Origin of the sequence: Halarcobacter mediterraneus, from assembly GCF_004116625.1 — a bacterium.
Lineage (GTDB): Bacteria > Campylobacterota > Campylobacteria > Campylobacterales > Arcobacteraceae > Halarcobacter > Halarcobacter mediterraneus.
The window spans coordinates 659,924-678,451 of the sequence record NZ_NXIE01000002.1 but is presented as its reverse complement, the minus strand read 5'-3'; the positions used below and the strand labels follow the sequence as shown (position 1 = coordinate 678,451).

The following is an 18,528-nucleotide window of genomic DNA, read 5'->3' as shown; positions in this document are numbered from 1 at the left end:
TATAAATTATTGCATATATACTCTTAAAAATTAAAGATAAATATTAATTTAGATATTATTTGAGTACAAAATTCTCTTATAAAAATCAAAGGTCTTAAATGTTTAATGACAAAACCATTCTTATTACTGGTGGAACAGGAAGTTTTGGTAAAAAGTACACTGAAATACTATTAGAAAAGTATAAACCAAATAAAATAATAATATATTCAAGAGATGAATTAAAGCAATATGAAATGGCTCAAGAATATAATGATAAATGTATGAGATATTTTATAGGAGATGTAAGAGATTTTCAAAGACTTAAAAAAGCTATGAAAGATGTTGATTATGTAATCCATGCTGCAGCTTTAAAGCATGTTCCTATTGCGGAATATAATCCTATGGAATGTATAAAGACAAATATTGATGGTGCACAAAATGTAATTGATGCAGCAATTGAGAATAAAGTTACTAAAGTAATTGCTCTTTCAACAGATAAAGCAGCAAATCCAGTAAATCTTTATGGGGCTACAAAATTAGCTAGTGATAAACTTTTTGTTGCTGCAAATAACCTTGTAGGAAAACAAGATACATTTTTTTCAGTAGTAAGATATGGAAATGTAATTGGAAGTCGTGGTTCTGTTATTCCTTTTTTTAAAAAACTTATAGATGAAGGTAAACAAAGTTTACCTATAACAGATACTAAAATGACAAGGTTTATGATTACTTTAGAACAAGGTGTAGAGTTTGTTTTAAAAAACTTTGAGAGAATGAAAGGTGGAGAGATTTTTGTTCCAAAAATTCCATCTATGAAAATAACTGAGTTAGCACTTGCTTTGGCTCCTAACCTTTCCCATGAAATTATAGGAATAAGACCTGGGGAAAAATTACATGAAATAATGTGCCCTAGTGATGATTCCCATTTAACATATGAATTTGAAGACCATTTTGTAATAGCCCCTACTATAAAGTTCACTTCAATTAGAGATTATAGTGAGAATAGTATAAGAGAAAAAGGAATAAGAGTAGAGCAAGGTTTTGAATATAATTCTGGGAAAAATGATGTTTGGTTAAGCCATAAAGAATTATTGGATTTAATAAAAGAATATTAATGAATTTTATTCCTTACGGTAAACAAACAATATCTCAAGATGATATAGATTCTGTTTTAGAGGTTTTAAAATCAGACTTTTTAACAATAGGTCCCAAAGTAAAAGAGTTTGAAGAAAAACTTTGTAAAGTATCAGGGGCAAAATATTGTGTTGTAGTATCAAATGGAACAGCTGCTTTACATCTAGCTTCTTTATGTCTTTTAAATAAAAATGATAAAGTTTTAACAACTCCAAACTCTTTTTTAGCAACTTCGAACTCAATTCTTTATGTAGGTGCAAAACCAATTTTTGTAGATATTAAAGAAGATGGAAATATAGATTTAGAAGCTTGTGAAGAGATTTTAAAAGAAGACTCTTCTATAAAAGCAATATATATAGTTCACTTTTCAGGAAAACCTGTAAATCAAGAAAAACTAAAATACCTAAAAGAAAAATATAAGATAGAGATTCTTGAAGATTGTGCACATAGTCTTGGTGCAAAATTTAATGGAATAAAAGCAGGTTCTTGTAAAAATAGTGACTGTTCAATTTTTTCTTTTCATCCTGTAAAACATATAACAACAGGTGAGGGTGGAGCAATTACAACTAACTCAAAAGATATTTATGAAAAGTTATTAATCTTACGAAATCATGGCATGTTAAAAACTTCTTCTATGAAATCTTGGGAATATGAAATGCAGGAATTAGGCTTTAATTATAGAATTACAGATATCTCTTGTGCTTTGGGTTTATCTCAATTAAAAAAGTTAGATAATTTTGTAAATAAAAGAAAAGAACTTGCAAAGTATTATGATAAAGCTTTTTTAAATACAAAAGTTAAACCTTTATACTCTTTTGATGAAAACTCTTCTTATCATTTGTATGTAGTAAGAATAGATTTTGAAAGTTTAAATATATCAAAAGAAGAACTGTTTTATAAAATGAGAGAAAAAAATATTGGATTACAATATCACTATATACCTATAAATAAGCAGCCTTTTTATAGACAATTGGGATATGGAGATGAAATAACACCTATTATGGATAAGTATTATAAAGAAGCTTTTTCTCTTCCTTTATATCCAAATTTGAGTAATGAAGAACAAGAATATGTTATAAAAACTTTATTGGAAATAATTAATGAATAAAGCAATAGCAATAATTCCAGCCCGTGGGGGAAGTAAAAGAATACCTAGAAAAAATATTAAACCTTTTTATGGAAAGCCGTTAATTGCATATAGTATTGAAGTGGCTTTAAAATCAAAACTATTTGATAAAGTAATTATAAGTACTGATGATGAAGAAATAGCAAATATTGCAAAAGAGTATGGAGCGGAAGTTCCATTTATAAGACCAAAAGAGTTAAGTGATGATTTTACTGGTACAGGTGCTGTGGTTTCCCATGCTTTAGATTTTTTAAAATCTCAAAATGAAGAGTATGATTATTGTTGTACTATTTATGCAACAGCTCCTTTACTTCAAGAAAAATATTTGATTGAAGCCTTTAAAAAACTAAAAAATAGTGATGCAAAAATAGCTTTCTCTTGTACTTCAATGCCTTTTCCAATTCAAAGAACTTTTAAAATTACACAAGATAATAGATGTGAAATGTTTTGGCCTGAAAACTTTTCAAAAAGAAGCCAAGATTTAGAAGAAGCTTATCAAGATGCAGGACAATTTTATTTTGATGATTTGAAAAAAACTTCAAGTGAAATAGTTTTTGGGAAAAATAGTATTCCTATTATTTTACCGAGATATTTAGTTCAAGATATTGATACTTTAGAGGATTGGGATAGAGCTCAGTTTTTATATGAAGCTATTAATAACAGTATGAAAAAGGAGACTACTTGAAAATAGGTGATTTTGATTTTTCATTAGGTAATGTATATGTAATTGCAGAATTAAGTGCAAACCATAATGGTTCTTTAGAAATTGCAAAGAAAAGCATAAAAGCAGCCAAAGAGTGTGGAGCAAATGCAATAAAACTTCAAACATATACAGCAGATACAATAACATTAAACTGTAAAAATGATGACTTTATGGTTGATGGTGGAACACTTTGGGATGGAAAAAATCTTTATGAACTTTATGAGTGGGCAAGTACTCCTTGGCAGTGGCATGAAGAACTATTTGCTTATGCAAGAGAAATTGGAATAGATATTTTTTCTTCACCTTTTGATAAGACGGCAGTTGATTTTTTAGAGCAGTTTAATCCTAGTGCTTACAAAATTGCTTCATTTGAAATAACTGATTATGAATTAATAAGATATGTAGCAAGTAAAAGAAAACCTATAATTATAAGTACAGGTATTGCAACTTTAGAAGAAATTGAAGATGTAATTGATATATGTAAAAAAGAAGGGAATGAAGATATTATTCTTTTAAAGTGTACTAGCTCATACCCAGCACCACTTGAAGATGCAAATTTAAATACAATTGCTGATATGAAAAAAAGATTTGGGGTAGAAGTTGGTTTTTCTGATCATACTTTAGGAAGTACAGCTCCTATTATGGCAGTTACATTGGGTGCAAAAGTTATTGAAAAACATTTTATACTTGATAAGAGTATTGGTGGTCCTGATGCAGAGTTTTCTATGGAAAAAGATGATTTAGCTTTTATGATAAAATCAATAAGAGAAGCTCAAAAGCTTCAAGGAACTATTGATTATGAAATGAATGATAAAAGAAAGAAAAATAGAAAGTATTCAAGAAGCCTTTATGTTTGTAAAGATATCAAAGAAGGTGAAGAGTTTACAAATGAGAATATAAAATCAGTAAGACCAGGATTTGGATTGCATCCAAAATATTTAAATGAAATTTTAGGTAAAAAAGCAAAGAAAGATTATAAGTTTGGAGATAGACTTGAAAAAGATTCTTTTTAGAGTAAACTCTTCTTCAAATATAGGTCTTGGACATCTTATGAGAAGTTTGACTCTTGCTAAAAAATACAAAAACTCTAAAATATACTTTGCATGTGAAAACTTAAGTGGTAACTTTAATAAAAAAGTAATTGAAGAAGGCTATACCCTTAAAGTTTTAAAAAGCAATAATAAAAAAGAATTTTTGGAGTTAATAACAAAACTTAAAATAGATTTTATTGTAATAGATAATTATGATATAGATTATAGTTTTGAAAAATATATAAAGCAAAACTCAAAAATAAAACTTCTTTGTTTTGATGATATCTATAAGAAACATTATTGCGATATAGTTTTAAATCATAATATTTATGCAAAAGAGGAAAAATATAAGAAATTAGTTCCTAGTTTTTGTGAACTTAGATGTGGTAAAAAACATACTCTAATAAGAGATGAATTTAAAAAGCAAAAAAAAGTCAAAAAGAAAAATGAGATTTTTGTTGCAATGGGTGGAGTTGACCACTTAGGTTTAAATCCTAAGATTATAGATGTTTTAGTAAAATATTTTAAAAAATATAGAGTTAATATTATTACAAGTTCTTCAAATAAAAATTTGAAAGCTTTAAAGAAAAAGTGTAGTAAATACCAAAATATTAATTTATATATTGACTCAAAAAAAATAGCAAAATTGATGGCAAGAAGTAGCTTTGCAATAGTTACTCCTAGTGTAACTGTTCATGAAGTTATTTATATGAACTTAGACTTTATTGCTATTAAAACTGCAGATAATCAAAAATATATGTATAAATACTTAAAAAAGAAAAAGTATAAAGTACTGGAAACATTTTCAAATAAAAAATTAGTAAAGTTAATAAATGGGATAAAAAGTGAATCTAAAAGATAAGTTTACTCTAGAAACATACACCTTTAAACACTATTGTAGTTTGACATATGATGAAAAGTGTTTAGTTTTAGAATCTAGAAATAAAAATAAAAAGTGGATGCTTCAACAAGATGAAATAACATTAGAAAGTCATTTAAAATGGATTGATAGCTTAAAAAATGACGATACTAAGTTAAATTATTTAGTTTATAAAGATAATATACCATTTATTGCTATTTCATATCATGATATTGATGAAAAAGAAGCCTATTGGGGCTATTTTTTGATTAATGAAAACTATAAGAGTGAAGTGCTAAAAATAGAAAAAATTATAATAGAACTTGCTTTTGAGCACTTATCTTTGGATAGATTATTATGTATAAATGATAGTAAAAACCATGTGATAAAAATACATGAATTTTTTGGCTTTAAAATTTTGAGAAAAGAGATACACAATAATCAAGAATATACAGTAATGTCGTTAGAAAAAGAGAAAAAATGAAATTCCATCATATAGGTATTGCAACAAAAAGTTTAAAAACTTCTTTAGACTTTGTGAACAAAAACTTTGAAGTAATTAATATAAGTGAAGAAATTTTTGACGAAAATCAAGATGCAACACTTCAAATGATAGAAACAAAAGATTTGAATATAGAATTAGTGACTGGAAATGTAGTAGACAAACTGATAAAAGCAAAAACTACCTACTATCATATTTGTTATGAAGTTGAGGATATAAATGAAGCTATAGATAATTTTAAAGGAGCTATAGTTATATCAGAACCAAAGCCTGCTGTTTTATTTGATAATAGAGAAGTGGCTTTTTTAATGACACCTTTAGGACTAGTGGAGCTTCTAAATGCAAATTGAAATAATAAGTAACATAAATATGGATAGTCTAAAGTATTATCTAAAAGAGTTTAAAGTTAAAAATAGTTGTTCTTATGGAAATTATTTTATAGATTTATTAGATAAAAACTCAAAACTATACTCACAGGAAACTGATTGTATTTTATGTTTTTTAGATATAGATACATTAAATGAAAATCTTGATGAGGTCTTAGCCTCTTTAAAAGAATTAAAACAAAGAGGTAAAATAATTATAATTAATACTCTTTGTTTTTATCCATACTATCTTGATACTTATACAAATGAATCCTTGCTAATGGAATTAAAACTTAACCAAAAAGTTTTAAACTATTCTAAAAATAATGATTTTCTTGTTTTAGATTTTAACTCGATAATTAAGAGGCTAGGTATTAAAAGTTCATATGCAGAAAAGTTTTGGTATCTAGGTAAAATAAAATTTACAAAAGATGTTTTTGAAGAATTAGCAAAAGACATAAAAGCTCTTTTAAATGCATATAAATCATCTTGTAAAAAATGTTTAGTGTTAGATTTAGATAATACTCTTTGGGGTGGTGTAATAGGAGAAGGTGAAATAGAATTATCCAATGAGGGTAAAGGTGCTATATATCAAGAATTCCAAAAAAATATAAAGAAATTAAAAGATTTTGGAATAATATTAGCAATTAATTCTAAGAATAATTATGCCGATGCCCTTAAGGGATTAGACCATAACTCTTCAATTTTAAAAAAAGATGACTTTATTATTATAAAAGCAAATTGGAATAATAAGAATGAAAACCTTTTAGAGATAGCACAAGAACTTAATATAGCAGATGATAGCCTAGTTTTTATTGATGATAACCCTGTAGAAAGAGATTTAGTAAAAACAACTACAAAAGTTTGTGTTCCAAATTTTCCTGAAGATATATATGAACTTAATTCCTGGTTTAAAAAAGAAGTGGTATATAAATATTTTTATAAGCTGAAAATAAATGATGAAGACAAACAAAAACAGAAGCAATATAAAGCAAAAATAAAAAGGGATGAAGTATCTAAAACAATGAATTATGAAGAGTTTCTAAAAAGTTTAGAAATAGAATTAACTTTTTATATTGATGATATTAGATACGCACAAAGGTATTCTCAACTTACTCAAAAAACAAATCAATTTAATTTAACTACTAGAAGATATACTCAACAAGATATAGAAAAGTTTATTGAGAGTAATGATTATAGAGTAATTGCAGTTGATTATAAAGATAAATATGCAAATGAAGGGATAATAGGACTTTGTATAATAAAAGTCGAAAAAGATATTTATATTGATACCTTTTTATTAAGTTGTAGAGTTTTAAAAAGAGATGTTGAGAAGTTATTAATAGAAAAAATTACGGAAGTAGTTCCTAATAAAAAAATTATAGCAGAATATATAAAAACAGATAAAAATGAGATTGCAAAAGATATGTATTGTAATTTAGGCTTTAAAAAAATAGATGAAACAAGGTATAAAAAGGATATTTAATGGAAGAAAAAGTTATTCAAATAGCAAGTGATGTTTTCAATTGTCAAATAAAAAGTGATTCTAAAATAGGTAATCCTGAAGAATGGGACTCTTTAGGTCAACTAAACTTGTTTATGGCTATTGAATCTGAGCTAGGAATAAAGTGTTCTGCAGATGAAATAATAGAAAATAATAGTATTAGCAGTATTGTGAAACTACTTGAAAGTAAAAAATAGTTAAAATAATCTAACTTTAAGAAAAGAATAAAAATTGAGAATATGCACAGTAGTAGTAACTTTTAACAGATATCAACTTCTAACAGAATGTTTAGATGCACTATTAGAACAAACATTAAAAACAGACATTTTAGTTGTGGATAATGCATCAACAGATGGAACACCAAATAAAATAGAAGAAGATGGATATTTAAACTCAGAATATATTATATACAAAAGATTAGAGAAAAATCTTGGTGGAGCAGGTGGCTTTCATTATGGAGTAAAGTATGCATTAGAAAATAATTATGATTATGTATGGCTAATGGATGATGATGCAGAGCCAGAGACTAATTGTCTTGAAGTATTGCTAAAAAACACAGATAGTCAATATAGTGGATATGCTCCAAAAACTTTAATTGGAACAAAAGAAAAAAATGAAATTTCTCTTTCAGGCTATGGACATAGAGGTTTCTTTGACTATGAAAACTGTTTACCTTCTTTTTCTAGACCTATGCCTAAAGAAAGTTATGAAAAAGAAACATGCGAAATCGAAATGGCATCTTTTGTAGGGATATTAGTACCAATGTCTTCTGTTAAGAAAATAGGGCTACCTGAAAACAAATTTTTTATTCATCATGATGATATGGAATATAGTCTGAGATTAATGACATTAGGCAAAATATTAATGGTAAATAGTGTAAGTATATATCATAAAGAAAAAAGAGCAGAAGAAAAATGTGAAAAAAGTTTTTTAATCTTTAAGAAAAATAGAATAAGGTTTGATAAGCTTTGGCTAAAGTATTTTGGACTTAGAAATTCTATTTATATAGCTTTTAAATATGGGAAAGGTTTAAAGAAATACTTTTCGGCAGTTAATATATATCTAACATTGATAAAAGATATTATTTTATATGATGATAATAAATGGATTAGAATAAAGTTTGCTTCAAACTCTTTTTTTGATGGAGTAAGAGGACATTTTGATAATGACAAACCAGCAAAGATATTAAAAGGTGAATAATGATTGATTATATAATTGTAGGAGCAGGATTAGCAGGCTGTGTTATTGCAGAGAGAATTGCCAATACTCTTGATAAAAAAGTATTAATAATTGAAAAAAGAAATCATATTGCAGGAAATTGTTTTGATGAAAAAGATGAAAACAACATATTAATTCATAAGTATGGACCACATCTTTTTCATACAAATAATAAAGAAGTCATAGATTATTTATCGAAATTTACAAATTGGGATATATATAATCATGAAGTACTATGTTTTATTGATGGACAAAAAGTTTCAATACCTTTTAATTTTAACACTATATCTGATATTTTTCCTGAATCCAAAGCTAAACTTTTAGAAAAAAAACTTTTAGAAAAATATGAGTTTAACTCTAAAATACCTATTCTTGAACTGAAAAAATCAGAAGATGAAGACTTGTCTTTTTTAGCAGAATATATTTATGAAAAAGTATTTGTAAATTATACTGCAAAACAATGGAATATGAAGCCTGAAGATATGGATGGTGCAGTTACTGCAAGAGTTCCAGTTTTTGTTGGAAGTGATAATAGATATTTTAATGATAAATATCAAATGCTACCAAAATATGGCTACACTAAAATGATTAATAATATGTTAAGTCATAAAAATATAAAAATTATGTTAAATTCAGATTTTAAAGAAGTTTGTTCTATAAAAGAGAAAGATTTTTATTTATTTGGAAAAAAGTTTGATGGACAAGTTATTTATACTGGGCAAATAGATGAACTATTTGATTATAAGTTTGGAGAACTTCCATATAGAAGTGTTGATATGAAATTCGAAACTATTGAAAAAGAGTATTATCAAGAGAAAGCAACTATAAATTATCCAAATAACTATGACTTTACTAGAATAACAGAGTTTAAGCATATTCATCCAGTAAATAGTGAGAAGACAACTATTTTAAAAGAATATCCACAAGAGTATAAGATAGGACAAAATACTCCTTACTATCCAATATTCACTGAAGAAAATCAAGAAAACTATAATAAATATTTAGAGTATTCAAAAGAGTTTAAAAACTTAGTATTAGTTGGAAGATTAGCTGAGTATAAATATTATGATATGGATGATATTGTAAAAAGAGCTTTAGATGTTTTTGGGGATAAAATTAAATGAAAATATTAATAACTGGCGGGGCAGGGTATATAGGAAGCCATGTTGTTAAACAACTTTTAGAATTAAGTAGTTGTGAAGTTACAGTTTTAGATAACCTGTCAACAGGAAATAAAGCTACGATAAATACTTTAGAAAAAATTAGAGATTTTAATTTTTTACAGTTAGATTTAAAAGAGTTTGATAAGATAAATCAATTTTTAACAGAAGAAAAATTTGATGCAATTATTCATTTTGCAGCTTATAGTATTGTTTCAGAATCTATGCAAAACCCCTTAAAGTATTATTTAAATAATACAGTGAATACAACAAATCTAATAGAATGTGCAATTAAATCAGGTGTAAAGAAATTTATTTTTTCAAGTACTGCAGCTGTATATGGTGATGTTCAAGAAAATGTAAATATAAAAGAAACATTTGCAACTAATCCTATAAACCCCTATGGTATGAGTAAATTAATGAGTGAAAAAATACTTCAAGATGCAAGTAAAAATTTTCCTGATTTTAAATATGTAATCTTTAGATATTTTAATGTATCTGGAGCAGATATGTATTTTGATAAAGATAATTTGTGTCCAAGAATAGGTGAAAATCATAACCCTGAAACACATCTAATACCATTAGTAGTAAAAACTGCATTAGGAAAAAGAGATTTACTTAATATATATGGCGATGATTTTAAGACACCTGATGGAAGCTGTATACGAGACTATATTCATGTTGAAGATTTAGCTAATGCACATATAGAAGCAATTAATTATTTAGAAGAAAATAAAAGTGATATATTTAATCTAGGATATTCAAAAGGATATAGTGTTAAACAAATTGTAAATGCTGTCAAAGATGTAATAAAAATTGACTTTAAGACAACTATAGTTGATAGAAGAGCAGGTGACACAGCTTTTTTAGTTGCTGATAATAGTAAAGTAGTAAGTACAATGAAGTGGAAACCTAAATTTGACAATTTAGAGTTAATTTGTAAAAGTGCTTATGAGTGGGAGAAGACTATATGAAAGATATAGGTATTGTAATTTGTAATTTTAATAAAATAGATTATTTGAAAGGCTGTCTTAAAACTTTATTCGAATCAAGTTTTAAGAACTATTCATATGATGTAATAGTTGTAGATAATGCATCAGAAGATGGTAGTCCTGAATTTATAAAAGAAAAGTATCCAGAGATAACTCTTTTAGAAAATGAGATAAATACAGGTGGCTCAGGAGGCTTTGATAGAGGAATTAGATATTGTATTGATAAAAAGTATGAATATGTTTGTTTATTAGATAACGATATTTTATTAGAAAGAAATACTATTATTAATTTAGTTGAGTATATCAAATTAAACCCTAATGTAGGTGTTGTAGGCTCAAAAATATGCACAATGGATAATCCAGAGATATTACAAGAAATGGGTTCATTTATAGATTTTGAAAATAAATTTAATGTAGTAACTCCATTAAAATCTCATCGAGATGATGATAGTTTACCTGATATTGTAGTTTGTGATTATGTACCTGCTTGTTGCTTAGTTACCACTAATGAAGTTTTAAATAAAGTAGGTAGTTTTAATACGGAGCACTTTATTTATTGGGATGATATGGATTGGTGTACAAGAATAAAAAGAGCTGGCTATGAAGTTCATGCAATAAATAACTCTCGAGTTTTTCATAAAATGGGAGCAGCTAATCATTCAAATACTTTTGGTCTCTATTATTTTGAAAGAAATAGAATATTGTTTTTTTTAAAATATCTTAATGATGAAAAACTTAATAAGTTTTCAGATGGAATAAGTGATTGGTTAGTTTCTTTAACCTTCTTTTCTAATTTAAAAGGTAATTATGCTACTCCAAAATCTTTTCTTTGTGCGATAGATGATTTATTATTAGGTAATCTAGGTAGACAAGATAGTAGTATTTTTGTCAAAGAACAAGAAGAAAGTATTTTTAAAAAGTATAATTTAGAAAAAGATAATAAAATAGCTATTTATATGCAAAATGATATGTTTTCAAATAGAAGAGTTTATGAATATATAAAAGAATCTTATCAAGAAATTACAATTTGTTGTGATGAATTAAACTTAGAGTTAATAGAGTCTAATTTTGAAGAGGAAATAATTTTATTTGAGAAATCAGTGGAAATAGATTATGAGAGACTATTTTTTGTTCAAAAACATATTTTAGATGATTATAATGAATTATATATTGATCCTCGTTGTATTTTTATTGACCAATATATAAATACTTCAAGCTTTAAAGATATAGAGAATCTAAAGACGGCTTTTGAAAACTTTAAGGCTATAAGTGAAAACATATACAAACCTGTATTAAAAAGAAAATTAAAATTAATAAAAGAAAATAAATAATGAGAGCTTTAATTGTTCATGACTTTATAGTTTCTAATTACTATTATGGAGAATATAGTTTTTTAGAGTTAATATTAAAGAGACTTTTAAAAAATGTTACCTATGCTAATCCTAATAATTTCAACTTTTCAAGAGCTAAGTTATTTAACTTAATGGGAAAAGTTTCTTCAAAAGAAAAATATATTGAGGTAAATATTGAGGATTTAAATAAAGAGTCCTTAAACTACATAAAGAGTTATATTGAAGGTTTTGATATTCTAATTACTTTTGAATTGTCAAGTACAAGTAAAAAAATATTTGAAAGTTTAAATATTAAATACTTAGATATATGGGTGTCCCCTATCCGCTTTCATAAGGATATTATGTTTAGTTTTTATTCAAATAAAAAATCTATTCAAGAAAAATTAGATAAATTCCAAATATCTGAGAAAAAACTTTTTAAAAGAGCTAATAAATTATCTAATTATATTAAAAACTTTAGTCCATTAGAAATAAATCTCACTGAGAATTCGGCATTAATTATTGGACAATTGAAGTATGATAAGTCAGTTATGAAGAATGGAAAGTTTTTAACGCTATTAGATTTTAAAAATACCTTGAATAAAATATCAAAAAATTATAAAAAATTATATTTCTTAAAGCATCCATTAATGAAGGAAAATGAATATAAAGAGTTATTTAATGAGTTAAAAAGCAATGGAAGTATAGAGTTTTTAAATGATATTAATATTTATAAACTTTTGACTTCAAAAGAAATAAATGAAGTTATTGGTATTTCTTCATCAGTTTTAACTGAAGCCAAGTATTTTAATAAAAAAGTAAGGTTTTTATACAAACCAGTTATTCCTCAAAAATATAAATTGATATATAAGAAAATATATAAAAGTGAATTCTGGAAAACTATTTTAGACTTGAATAGTGAAGAAAAATTTGATTATTTAGTTCATGATAATTATTTAAGGTATTCTTCAAATGTTTATTATGGATATAAGGAATTTTTGAATGATAATCATATATTTAAGACATACCAGGAGTTTATTGATTATATTAAGTTTATTGAGTCTTTAGATAATGGAAATAATTATATTTTATATGGATTTGGAACATTAGGAAAACTTATTCTTTCTCTTTTAGATAAAGTAGTTTATGGAGTTATTGATAAGAATCTAAATGATAATTATATTTTATATAGAAATAATAAAATTCCAAAAGTTAATATTGATGATTTGAAAAGAAATGATAATCTAATAGTTTCACCTTTTTTATATAATAAAGAGATTAAAAATGAATTAAAAGATATAAAATGCAATATCATTTATTATAAAAATTAAAAATAGTTGAAAGATAACAAAGGGAATATATGAAAAAAGAATTAAATGTTTATGTTGGTTGTGGTGAAGATATAAGAGAAGGTTTTATTCATATTGATATAAAAAATTTTGATCATATTGATTATGTTTGTAAGGCTTGGGAAGTTTCTTCTAAGATGATGGAAATAAACCATATTTATTCAGAACATATGTTAGAGTTTCTTACAAATTATGAATCAGATAGGGCTTTGAGAGATTGGTTTAAGGCTTTAAAAACAGATGGAACAATAAAAGTGTTAGTTCCAAATATGGACTTTTATGCAAAACAATGGTTAGAAGCAGAATGGAATGAAGATACCTTAAAAAATAAAACTTCACATGCACAAAATAGTTTTAGGGGCTTTTGGGGGATTCAACAAGAGTGTGATCCTTGGAGTGAAAACTATAATGATAGTTATTTGTCTGTACAAAAATCAGGATATAATAAAAAAAGAATACGACTACTGCTGGAAAGAATAGGTTTTGTAGATGTGGAAACTGAAATAAAAGATGATATTCATTTGATAGCAAAAGCTAGAAAACCAAAATATTCAGGAGAGAGGCAGGTAGGAGAGGATTTAGATAATATTAGACTTGACCATAAAAATAGATATATCTTTGCAAGTCAGGTTATTAATAAGAAATATTCAAAAGTCATTGATGCAGCTTGTGGAGTAGGGTATGGGTCGTTTATCTTATCTCAAAATGAGAATGTAAATTCTATTATAAGTTTAGATATTTCACAAGATGCTTTATCTCATGCAAAAAAGTATTATAATAATGAGAAAATTACTTATCATTTACAAAATTTAGAAAAAGATGAATTTACAACAGATAGTCCAGATTATTTTATTTCTTTTGAGACAATAGAACATTTACCTAATCCCGAAAAGTTTATACAGAAAGTTTCTAATCAATTAAAAAAAGGTTCTGTCTTTATTGGGTCTACACCTAATGAAGATATTATGCCTTTTATTCAACAAAACTTTTTATTTCATACAAGACATTTTACAATGGAGCAGCTTGACTCAATGCTCAAAAAATATGACTTTACAGATATTGAGTATTTTCAGCAAGATAATGATGCCAAATCATTAATTGAAAAGAAAGATGATGGTCAATTCATAATCTTTGTTGCTAAAAAGATTTAGTTAAAGAATATCTAAAGATATAATTCTATCTTTGGGTATTTTATATTGCTTGGTTAAAGTTTCATAGATTTCATAAAATCTTCCAAATGGTGTTATAATAATTTTATGATTTGTGGTTTCTAAAAAAGATAGATTTTTCACTTCAATATTATAAATTTCTTTATTAGAAAGATTATTATCAACTATAAAAGTTATATTTTCTTTTAAAATACCTAATGTTAATAAACATCCTGTTCCTGCACCATAAAGAATATATTTTTCTTTTGTATTTTTTAATTCGTTAAGTTTTTTATATATTAGGTTTAAGCTTTTTGAGAATTGTAAGTTCTTATCATCTTTTTTTATCAAAAATCTTTTGATTCTTTCAAGTGCAAGTTTATTTTCATTAAAGTTCTTAGTCATTCTTATTTCAGAACTATTATTTAGCTTAGATGAATAGTTGTTTCTAAATCCAGTATTTGTCCCTGTACCATCAAATCCTATATTTTTAGTAAATGATTGAGTTGGATTAAGACATAAACCTTTATTATTGAAAATGGTTGCATACCAAAAAATAGCCCATGTATTCATTTCTCTTGAACTATTCTTTAAAACTTGTTCCCAAAAACCTGCATTATTAATATCTAAATCAAATTTATTAATATCTTTCTTTGAGTAGGTGTTAATTAGTTTTTTAGGTTCTTTCTCAAAATATTTCCATCTATCTTCCCAAGTAGCCCAACCCCAACAGTTCATCATTCTCCAAAGAAATGTATCCTCTAAGTATTCGTTTGATATAGGATAGTTCCAACCACTTATATGCCATACCTTTTTTTCTTCTTTATAATCATTTAATGCTTTATTCATAAAAGTTAAGAAATATCTACTTGTTACAATATCATCTTCTACAACAATAGTTGTTCCATGATGATTTATAACTTCTGTAACTCCACTAATAATTGAATTTGCTAGACCTTTATTCTTGTTTTGTTCAATAATGCTGATATCTAGAAAACCTTTAATAGTTTTTAGGTATTTTCTAAGCTCTAATACTTGTGTTTTATCTTCTTCATTTTTATATCCATCAGAATAAATATATAAATGACTTTGTTCCGCTAGTAAATTCTTTTTTAATGCATTAATAGTTTTTTTTGTATGTTCTAATCTATTATAAACAAAAAGGACTATTGGAGATAGATTACTCATGTATTATTTCTCTCCTTGTTTTTAGTTAAATACCATTTTATCGTTAGAGTGATACCTGTCTCAAAACTTTCATCTACATTCCATCCAAGTTCATTTTCTAATTTACTTGTATCAATTGCATATCTTCTATCATGTCCTGCTCTATCTTCTACAAAATTAATAAGTTTCTTATATGAGTGAACTGTTTTAGGAGGTATTTCCTTATCAAGGATAGAACAAATTTTTTCTACCACTTGAAGGTTAGTTCTTTCATTATTCCCTCCAATATTAAAGGTCTCTCCATTTTTAGCTTTATGATAAATTAAATCAATTCCTTTACAATGATCTAATACAAATAACCAATCTCTAACATTCCCCCCATCTCCATAAATTGGTATAGGTTTATTTTCTAGAATCCTTTTTATAATTGTTGGGATTAATTTTTCATTATGTTGTTTTGGTCCATAGTTATTTGAGCAGTTACTTATTACCGTATTTATTCCATATGTTTTATTATATGCTTTTACTATAAAGTCTGAAGAAGCTTTACTGGCTGAATATGGAGAATTAGGAGCATATGGAGTCTTCTCTGTAAATAACTCTTTGGAGTCGTCAGGTAGTGTTCCATAAACTTCATCTGTTGAGATATGATGAAATCTACAATTTCTATAAGTAGTCTTATATTTAAAAGGCTCTTTCATCCAATATCTATATGCAACATCAATTAATGTAAATGTACCATTTACATTTGTCTGTATAAATATTCCTGGATCTTTAATAGAATTATCAACATGTGATTCTGCTGCAAAATGTATAACACCTTTTATATCATATTCTTCAAATATAAACTCAACTAACTCTCTATTACATATATCACCTTTTATAAACTTATATCTAGAATGGTTTTCTATTTCTTTTAAGTTTTCTAAATTTCCAGCATAAGATAATAAATCTAGATTTATTATTTGATATTGGTTATATTTTTTTAGAAAATATGGTATAAAATTACTACCTATAAATCCTGCACCTCCAGTTATTAAAATACTTTTATTCAATTATTCCTCTTCCTTAACTAATTCAATTAAATATCTACCATATGAATTTTTAGATAAAGGTTTTGCAATTTCAAGAACTTTTTCTTTACTTATCCAATTATTATTATAAGCAATTTCTTCTAAACAAGCTATCTTGTAGCCTTGTCTATGCTCAATAGTTTGTACAAACTGAGAAGCCTCAATTAGACTGTCATGTGTTCCTGTATCAAGCCATGCAAAACCACGACCTAGTAGTTCAACTTTTAGATTTCCTTTTTCAAGATATTTTTCATTAATTGAAGTTATCTCTAATTCACCTCTCATACTAGGTTTTACTTTTTTTGCAATTTCAATAACATCATTATCATAGAAGTATAAACCTGTAATTGCATAATTTGATTTAGGAGTCTTAGGCTTCTCTTCAATACTTAATGCATTATAATTTTTATCAAACTCAACTACACCAAATCTACTAGGATTTTTAACTTGATATGCAAAAATAGTGGCTCCTTTTTTACTTTGAGCTACTCTTTGAACAAATCTACTAAGCCCATTACCATAAAATATATTATCACCAAGAATTAAACAAACACTATCTTCCCCTATAAACTTTTCACCTATTATAAATGCTTGTGCTAATCCTTTTGGTTTTGGTTGTATTTTATATTGTAACATTATACCCCAATTTGATCCATCCCCTAATAACTCTTTAAAGTTATCTATATCTTCAGGAGTTGTTATTATTAATATTTCCTGTATTTTGGAAAGCATTAATATTGATAAAGGATAATATATCATAGGTTTATCATAAACTGGTAATAATTGTTTACTAATTGATTTTGTTACAGGGTAAAGTCTAGTTCCTGAGCCACCTGCAAGAATTATTCCTTTCATTTTTTATTCCTTATAATGTTATAATTATTTGATTCGGAACATTATTTTTATGTAGAATTCTTTTAATTGATTCTTCATGACCTAACACACTAATTATAATTTTATCATAATCTATGGAATTGATTTCATCTATAGAGAAAACATCTTGATTATTTATTATATGAGCATTTTGGTCTATAAACCCTACAATATTATTCTCTAATATAGATGCGATGATTTTACCTAATGAACCATTACCATAAATGAGGATCCTGCCCATTTTATTATTTTTGAATTGAGCAATTTTTTTATATATTTTTTCTATGGATCTTGCCATATATAAACTATTGTTATGCTCATAAGAATGTATAGAGTATTTTTTGTCAACTAATGTTTTTTTTGCCATTGCCCATTGATTATTATAAAAAATCTTAAAATCTGAATAATTAGGATGCTGCATTACACATAAGTCAAAAATTTCTTTTATATGGGGTGTTTTTAATTCAGGTACTGATAACGAGTCATGGTTTATTCTATCTGTTGAAATTTGTGTTTTATTAGCTATTTCATATGTCCATGTATAATCATCAAAAATTATATAACCATCTTCTTTTAGAAGTTTATCTACTAAATAAAATGCAGAACTATCAATTGTCCAATTCTTTGCTCCATCAATTATACATAAATCATATTCTTCTTTACATATATTATTTTGTGAATTACTTTTTATTTTGTCATGTAAAAACCAATTGTATCCGGTTTTCATGCGAACTATATCTACATATTTATCAAAATTATATTTTGTTATTTGTTCTTCAGCAGATGGAGTGAAACTAGTACCTGTTAAGTCAACTGCAGTAATAGTCCCTTCCCCTAACTCTTCTAATGCCGCTGCCATATAACAAGTTGCTGTTCCATGAGCTATTCCTAATTCTAAAATATTGTTAATCTTGTTTTCTATAATAAAGTTATATAGGAAATTAGCATTTTCTGTTGATATCCAAGGAATATTTTTTAATTCTTTTTTTATATCTTTAAATTTCATTTGTTGTATCT

At 26.1% G+C, this 18,528-nt stretch carries 19 protein-coding genes; 15 read left to right on the top strand and 4 right to left on the bottom strand.

The features are described 5' to 3' along the window. Positions 1-98: 98 nt before the first annotated feature. Genes pseB through CP965_RS07360 form a run of 15 tightly spaced genes read left to right on the top strand, consistent with a single transcriptional unit; the run spans position 99 to position 14,401 of the window. Positions 99-1,091 (top strand): UDP-N-acetylglucosamine 4,6-dehydratase (inverting), encoded by a 993-nt coding sequence (gene pseB / locus CP965_RS07430; protein WP_129061443.1) that lies wholly within the window; start codon positions 99-101, stop codon positions 1,089-1,091. Beyond that, positions 1,091-2,218, top strand: a complete 1,128-nt coding sequence (gene pseC, locus CP965_RS07425) for a UDP-4-amino-4,6-dideoxy-N-acetyl-beta-L-altrosamine transaminase (protein ID WP_129061442.1) — start codon at positions 1,091-1,093, stop codon at positions 2,216-2,218. Before pseB ends, pseC begins: the two co-directional genes overlap by 1 nt. Next, entirely contained in the window at positions 2,211-2,921 is a 711-nt protein-coding gene (gene pseF / locus CP965_RS07420) for a pseudaminic acid cytidylyltransferase (protein WP_129061441.1), read from the top strand. The genes pseC and pseF overlap by 8 nt, the downstream gene beginning before the upstream one ends. Further along, a complete protein-coding gene (pseI, locus tag CP965_RS07415) occupies positions 2,918-3,952 on the top strand; it encodes a pseudaminic acid synthase (RefSeq protein ID WP_129061440.1) in 1,035 nt (344 codons plus the stop codon). Before pseF ends, pseI begins: the two co-directional genes overlap by 4 nt. Continuing rightward, positions 3,933-4,832: a UDP-2,4-diacetamido-2,4,6-trideoxy-beta-L-altropyranose hydrolase gene (pseG, locus tag CP965_RS07410; RefSeq protein WP_228712688.1), complete on the top strand. Its 900-nt coding sequence runs from the start codon at positions 3,933-3,935 to the stop codon at positions 4,830-4,832. Before pseI ends, pseG begins: the two co-directional genes overlap by 20 nt. Beyond that, a complete protein-coding gene (locus CP965_RS07405) occupies positions 4,816-5,313 on the top strand; it encodes a hypothetical protein (protein WP_129061438.1) in 498 nt (165 codons plus the stop codon). Before pseG ends, CP965_RS07405 begins: the two co-directional genes overlap by 17 nt. Further along, positions 5,310-5,681: a VOC family protein gene (locus CP965_RS07400; RefSeq protein WP_129061437.1), complete on the top strand. Its 372-nt coding sequence runs from the start codon at positions 5,310-5,312 to the stop codon at positions 5,679-5,681. Before CP965_RS07405 ends, CP965_RS07400 begins: the two co-directional genes overlap by 4 nt. Continuing rightward, positions 5,671-7,182 carry an HAD-IIIC family phosphatase gene (locus CP965_RS07395; RefSeq protein WP_129061436.1) on the top strand — a complete coding sequence of 504 codons (1,512 nt, stop codon included), beginning with the start codon at positions 5,671-5,673 and terminating at the stop codon, positions 7,180-7,182. Before CP965_RS07400 ends, CP965_RS07395 begins: the two co-directional genes overlap by 11 nt. Next, positions 7,182-7,397 (top strand): acyl carrier protein, encoded by a 216-nt coding sequence (locus CP965_RS07390; protein ID WP_129061435.1) that lies wholly within the window; start codon positions 7,182-7,184, stop codon positions 7,395-7,397. The genes CP965_RS07395 and CP965_RS07390 overlap by 1 nt, the downstream gene beginning before the upstream one ends. Before the next feature lie 34 nt (positions 7,398-7,431). Further along, positions 7,432-8,400, top strand: a complete 969-nt coding sequence (locus CP965_RS07385) for a glycosyltransferase family 2 protein (protein ID WP_129061434.1) — start codon at positions 7,432-7,434, stop codon at positions 8,398-8,400. Next, positions 8,400-9,542 (top strand): UDP-galactopyranose mutase, encoded by a 1,143-nt coding sequence (gene glf, locus CP965_RS07380; protein ID WP_129061433.1) that lies wholly within the window; start codon positions 8,400-8,402, stop codon positions 9,540-9,542. The genes CP965_RS07385 and glf overlap by 1 nt, the downstream gene beginning before the upstream one ends. Then, positions 9,539-10,552: a UDP-glucose 4-epimerase GalE gene (gene galE / locus CP965_RS07375; protein WP_129061432.1), complete on the top strand. Its 1,014-nt coding sequence runs from the start codon at positions 9,539-9,541 to the stop codon at positions 10,550-10,552. Before glf ends, galE begins: the two co-directional genes overlap by 4 nt. Then, positions 10,549-11,901 carry a glycosyltransferase family 2 protein gene (locus CP965_RS07370; RefSeq protein WP_129061431.1) on the top strand — a complete coding sequence of 451 codons (1,353 nt, stop codon included), beginning with the start codon at positions 10,549-10,551 and terminating at the stop codon, positions 11,899-11,901. The genes galE and CP965_RS07370 overlap by 4 nt, the downstream gene beginning before the upstream one ends. Beyond that, positions 11,901-13,232: a hypothetical protein gene (locus CP965_RS07365; protein ID WP_129061430.1), complete on the top strand. Its 1,332-nt coding sequence runs from the start codon at positions 11,901-11,903 to the stop codon at positions 13,230-13,232. Before CP965_RS07370 ends, CP965_RS07365 begins: the two co-directional genes overlap by 1 nt. A gap of 29 nt (positions 13,233-13,261) precedes the next feature. After that, on the top strand, positions 13,262-14,401 hold the full coding sequence (locus CP965_RS07360) for a class I SAM-dependent methyltransferase (protein ID WP_129061429.1): 1,140 nt from the start codon (positions 13,262-13,264) through the stop codon (positions 14,399-14,401). Here the strand turns inward: CP965_RS07360 and CP965_RS07355 are convergent, their stop codons facing one another. Genes CP965_RS07355 through CP965_RS07340 form a run of 4 tightly spaced genes read right to left on the bottom strand, consistent with a single transcriptional unit; the run spans position 14,402 to position 18,517 of the window. Then, the gene (locus CP965_RS07355; protein ID WP_206732272.1) at positions 14,402-15,586 is read right to left on the bottom strand and encodes a glycosyltransferase family protein; all 1,185 of its coding nucleotides are present in this window, start codon (positions 15,584-15,586) and stop codon (positions 14,402-14,404) included. Further along, positions 15,583-16,620: a dTDP-glucose 4,6-dehydratase gene (gene rfbB / locus CP965_RS07350; protein ID WP_129061428.1), complete on the bottom strand. Its 1,038-nt coding sequence runs from the start codon at positions 16,618-16,620 to the stop codon at positions 15,583-15,585. The genes CP965_RS07355 and rfbB overlap by 4 nt, the downstream gene beginning before the upstream one ends. Further along, positions 16,621-17,493 (bottom strand): glucose-1-phosphate thymidylyltransferase RfbA, encoded by an 873-nt coding sequence (gene rfbA / locus CP965_RS07345; protein WP_129061427.1) that lies wholly within the window; start codon positions 17,491-17,493, stop codon positions 16,621-16,623. Positions 17,494-17,503: 10 nt separating this feature from the next. Continuing rightward, on the bottom strand, positions 17,504-18,517 hold the full coding sequence (locus tag CP965_RS07340) for a class I SAM-dependent methyltransferase (protein WP_129061426.1): 1,014 nt from the start codon (positions 18,515-18,517) through the stop codon (positions 17,504-17,506). Positions 18,518-18,528: the final 11 nt, after the last annotated feature.

Bases quoted from the DNA above. Each gene is read 5' to 3' on its own strand.
- CP965_RS07365 (WP_129061430.1), top strand. From the start codon at position 11,901: ATGAGAGCTTTAATTGTTCATGACTTTATAGTTTCTAATTACTATTAT.
- galE (WP_129061432.1), top strand. From the start codon at position 9,539: ATGAAAATATTAATAACTGGCGGGGCAGGGTATATAGGAAGCCATGTT.
- CP965_RS07400 (WP_129061437.1), top strand. From the start codon at position 5,310: ATGAAATTCCATCATATAGGTATTGCAACAAAAAGTTTAAAAACTTCT.
- CP965_RS07395 (WP_129061436.1), top strand. From the start codon at position 5,671: ATGCAAATTGAAATAATAAGTAACATAAATATGGATAGTCTAAAGTAT.
- CP965_RS07360 (WP_129061429.1), top strand. From the start codon at position 13,262: ATGAAAAAAGAATTAAATGTTTATGTTGGTTGTGGTGAAGATATAAGA.
- pseB (WP_129061443.1), top strand. From the start codon at position 99: ATGTTTAATGACAAAACCATTCTTATTACTGGTGGAACAGGAAGTTTT.
- rfbA (WP_129061427.1), bottom strand. From the start codon at position 17,493: ATGAAAGGAATAATTCTTGCAGGTGGCTCAGGAACTAGACTTTACCCT.
- CP965_RS07340 (WP_129061426.1), bottom strand. From the start codon at position 18,517: ATGAAATTTAAAGATATAAAAAAAGAATTAAAAAATATTCCTTGGATA.
- glf (WP_129061433.1), top strand. From the start codon at position 8,400: ATGATTGATTATATAATTGTAGGAGCAGGATTAGCAGGCTGTGTTATT.
- CP965_RS07355 (WP_206732272.1), bottom strand. From the start codon at position 15,586: ATGAGTAATCTATCTCCAATAGTCCTTTTTGTTTATAATAGATTAGAA.
- pseC (WP_129061442.1), top strand. From the start codon at position 1,091: ATGAATTTTATTCCTTACGGTAAACAAACAATATCTCAAGATGATATA.
- CP965_RS07390 (WP_129061435.1), top strand. From the start codon at position 7,182: ATGGAAGAAAAAGTTATTCAAATAGCAAGTGATGTTTTCAATTGTCAA.
- pseF (WP_129061441.1), top strand. From the start codon at position 2,211: ATGAATAAAGCAATAGCAATAATTCCAGCCCGTGGGGGAAGTAAAAGA.
- CP965_RS07370 (WP_129061431.1), top strand. From the start codon at position 10,549: ATGAAAGATATAGGTATTGTAATTTGTAATTTTAATAAAATAGATTAT.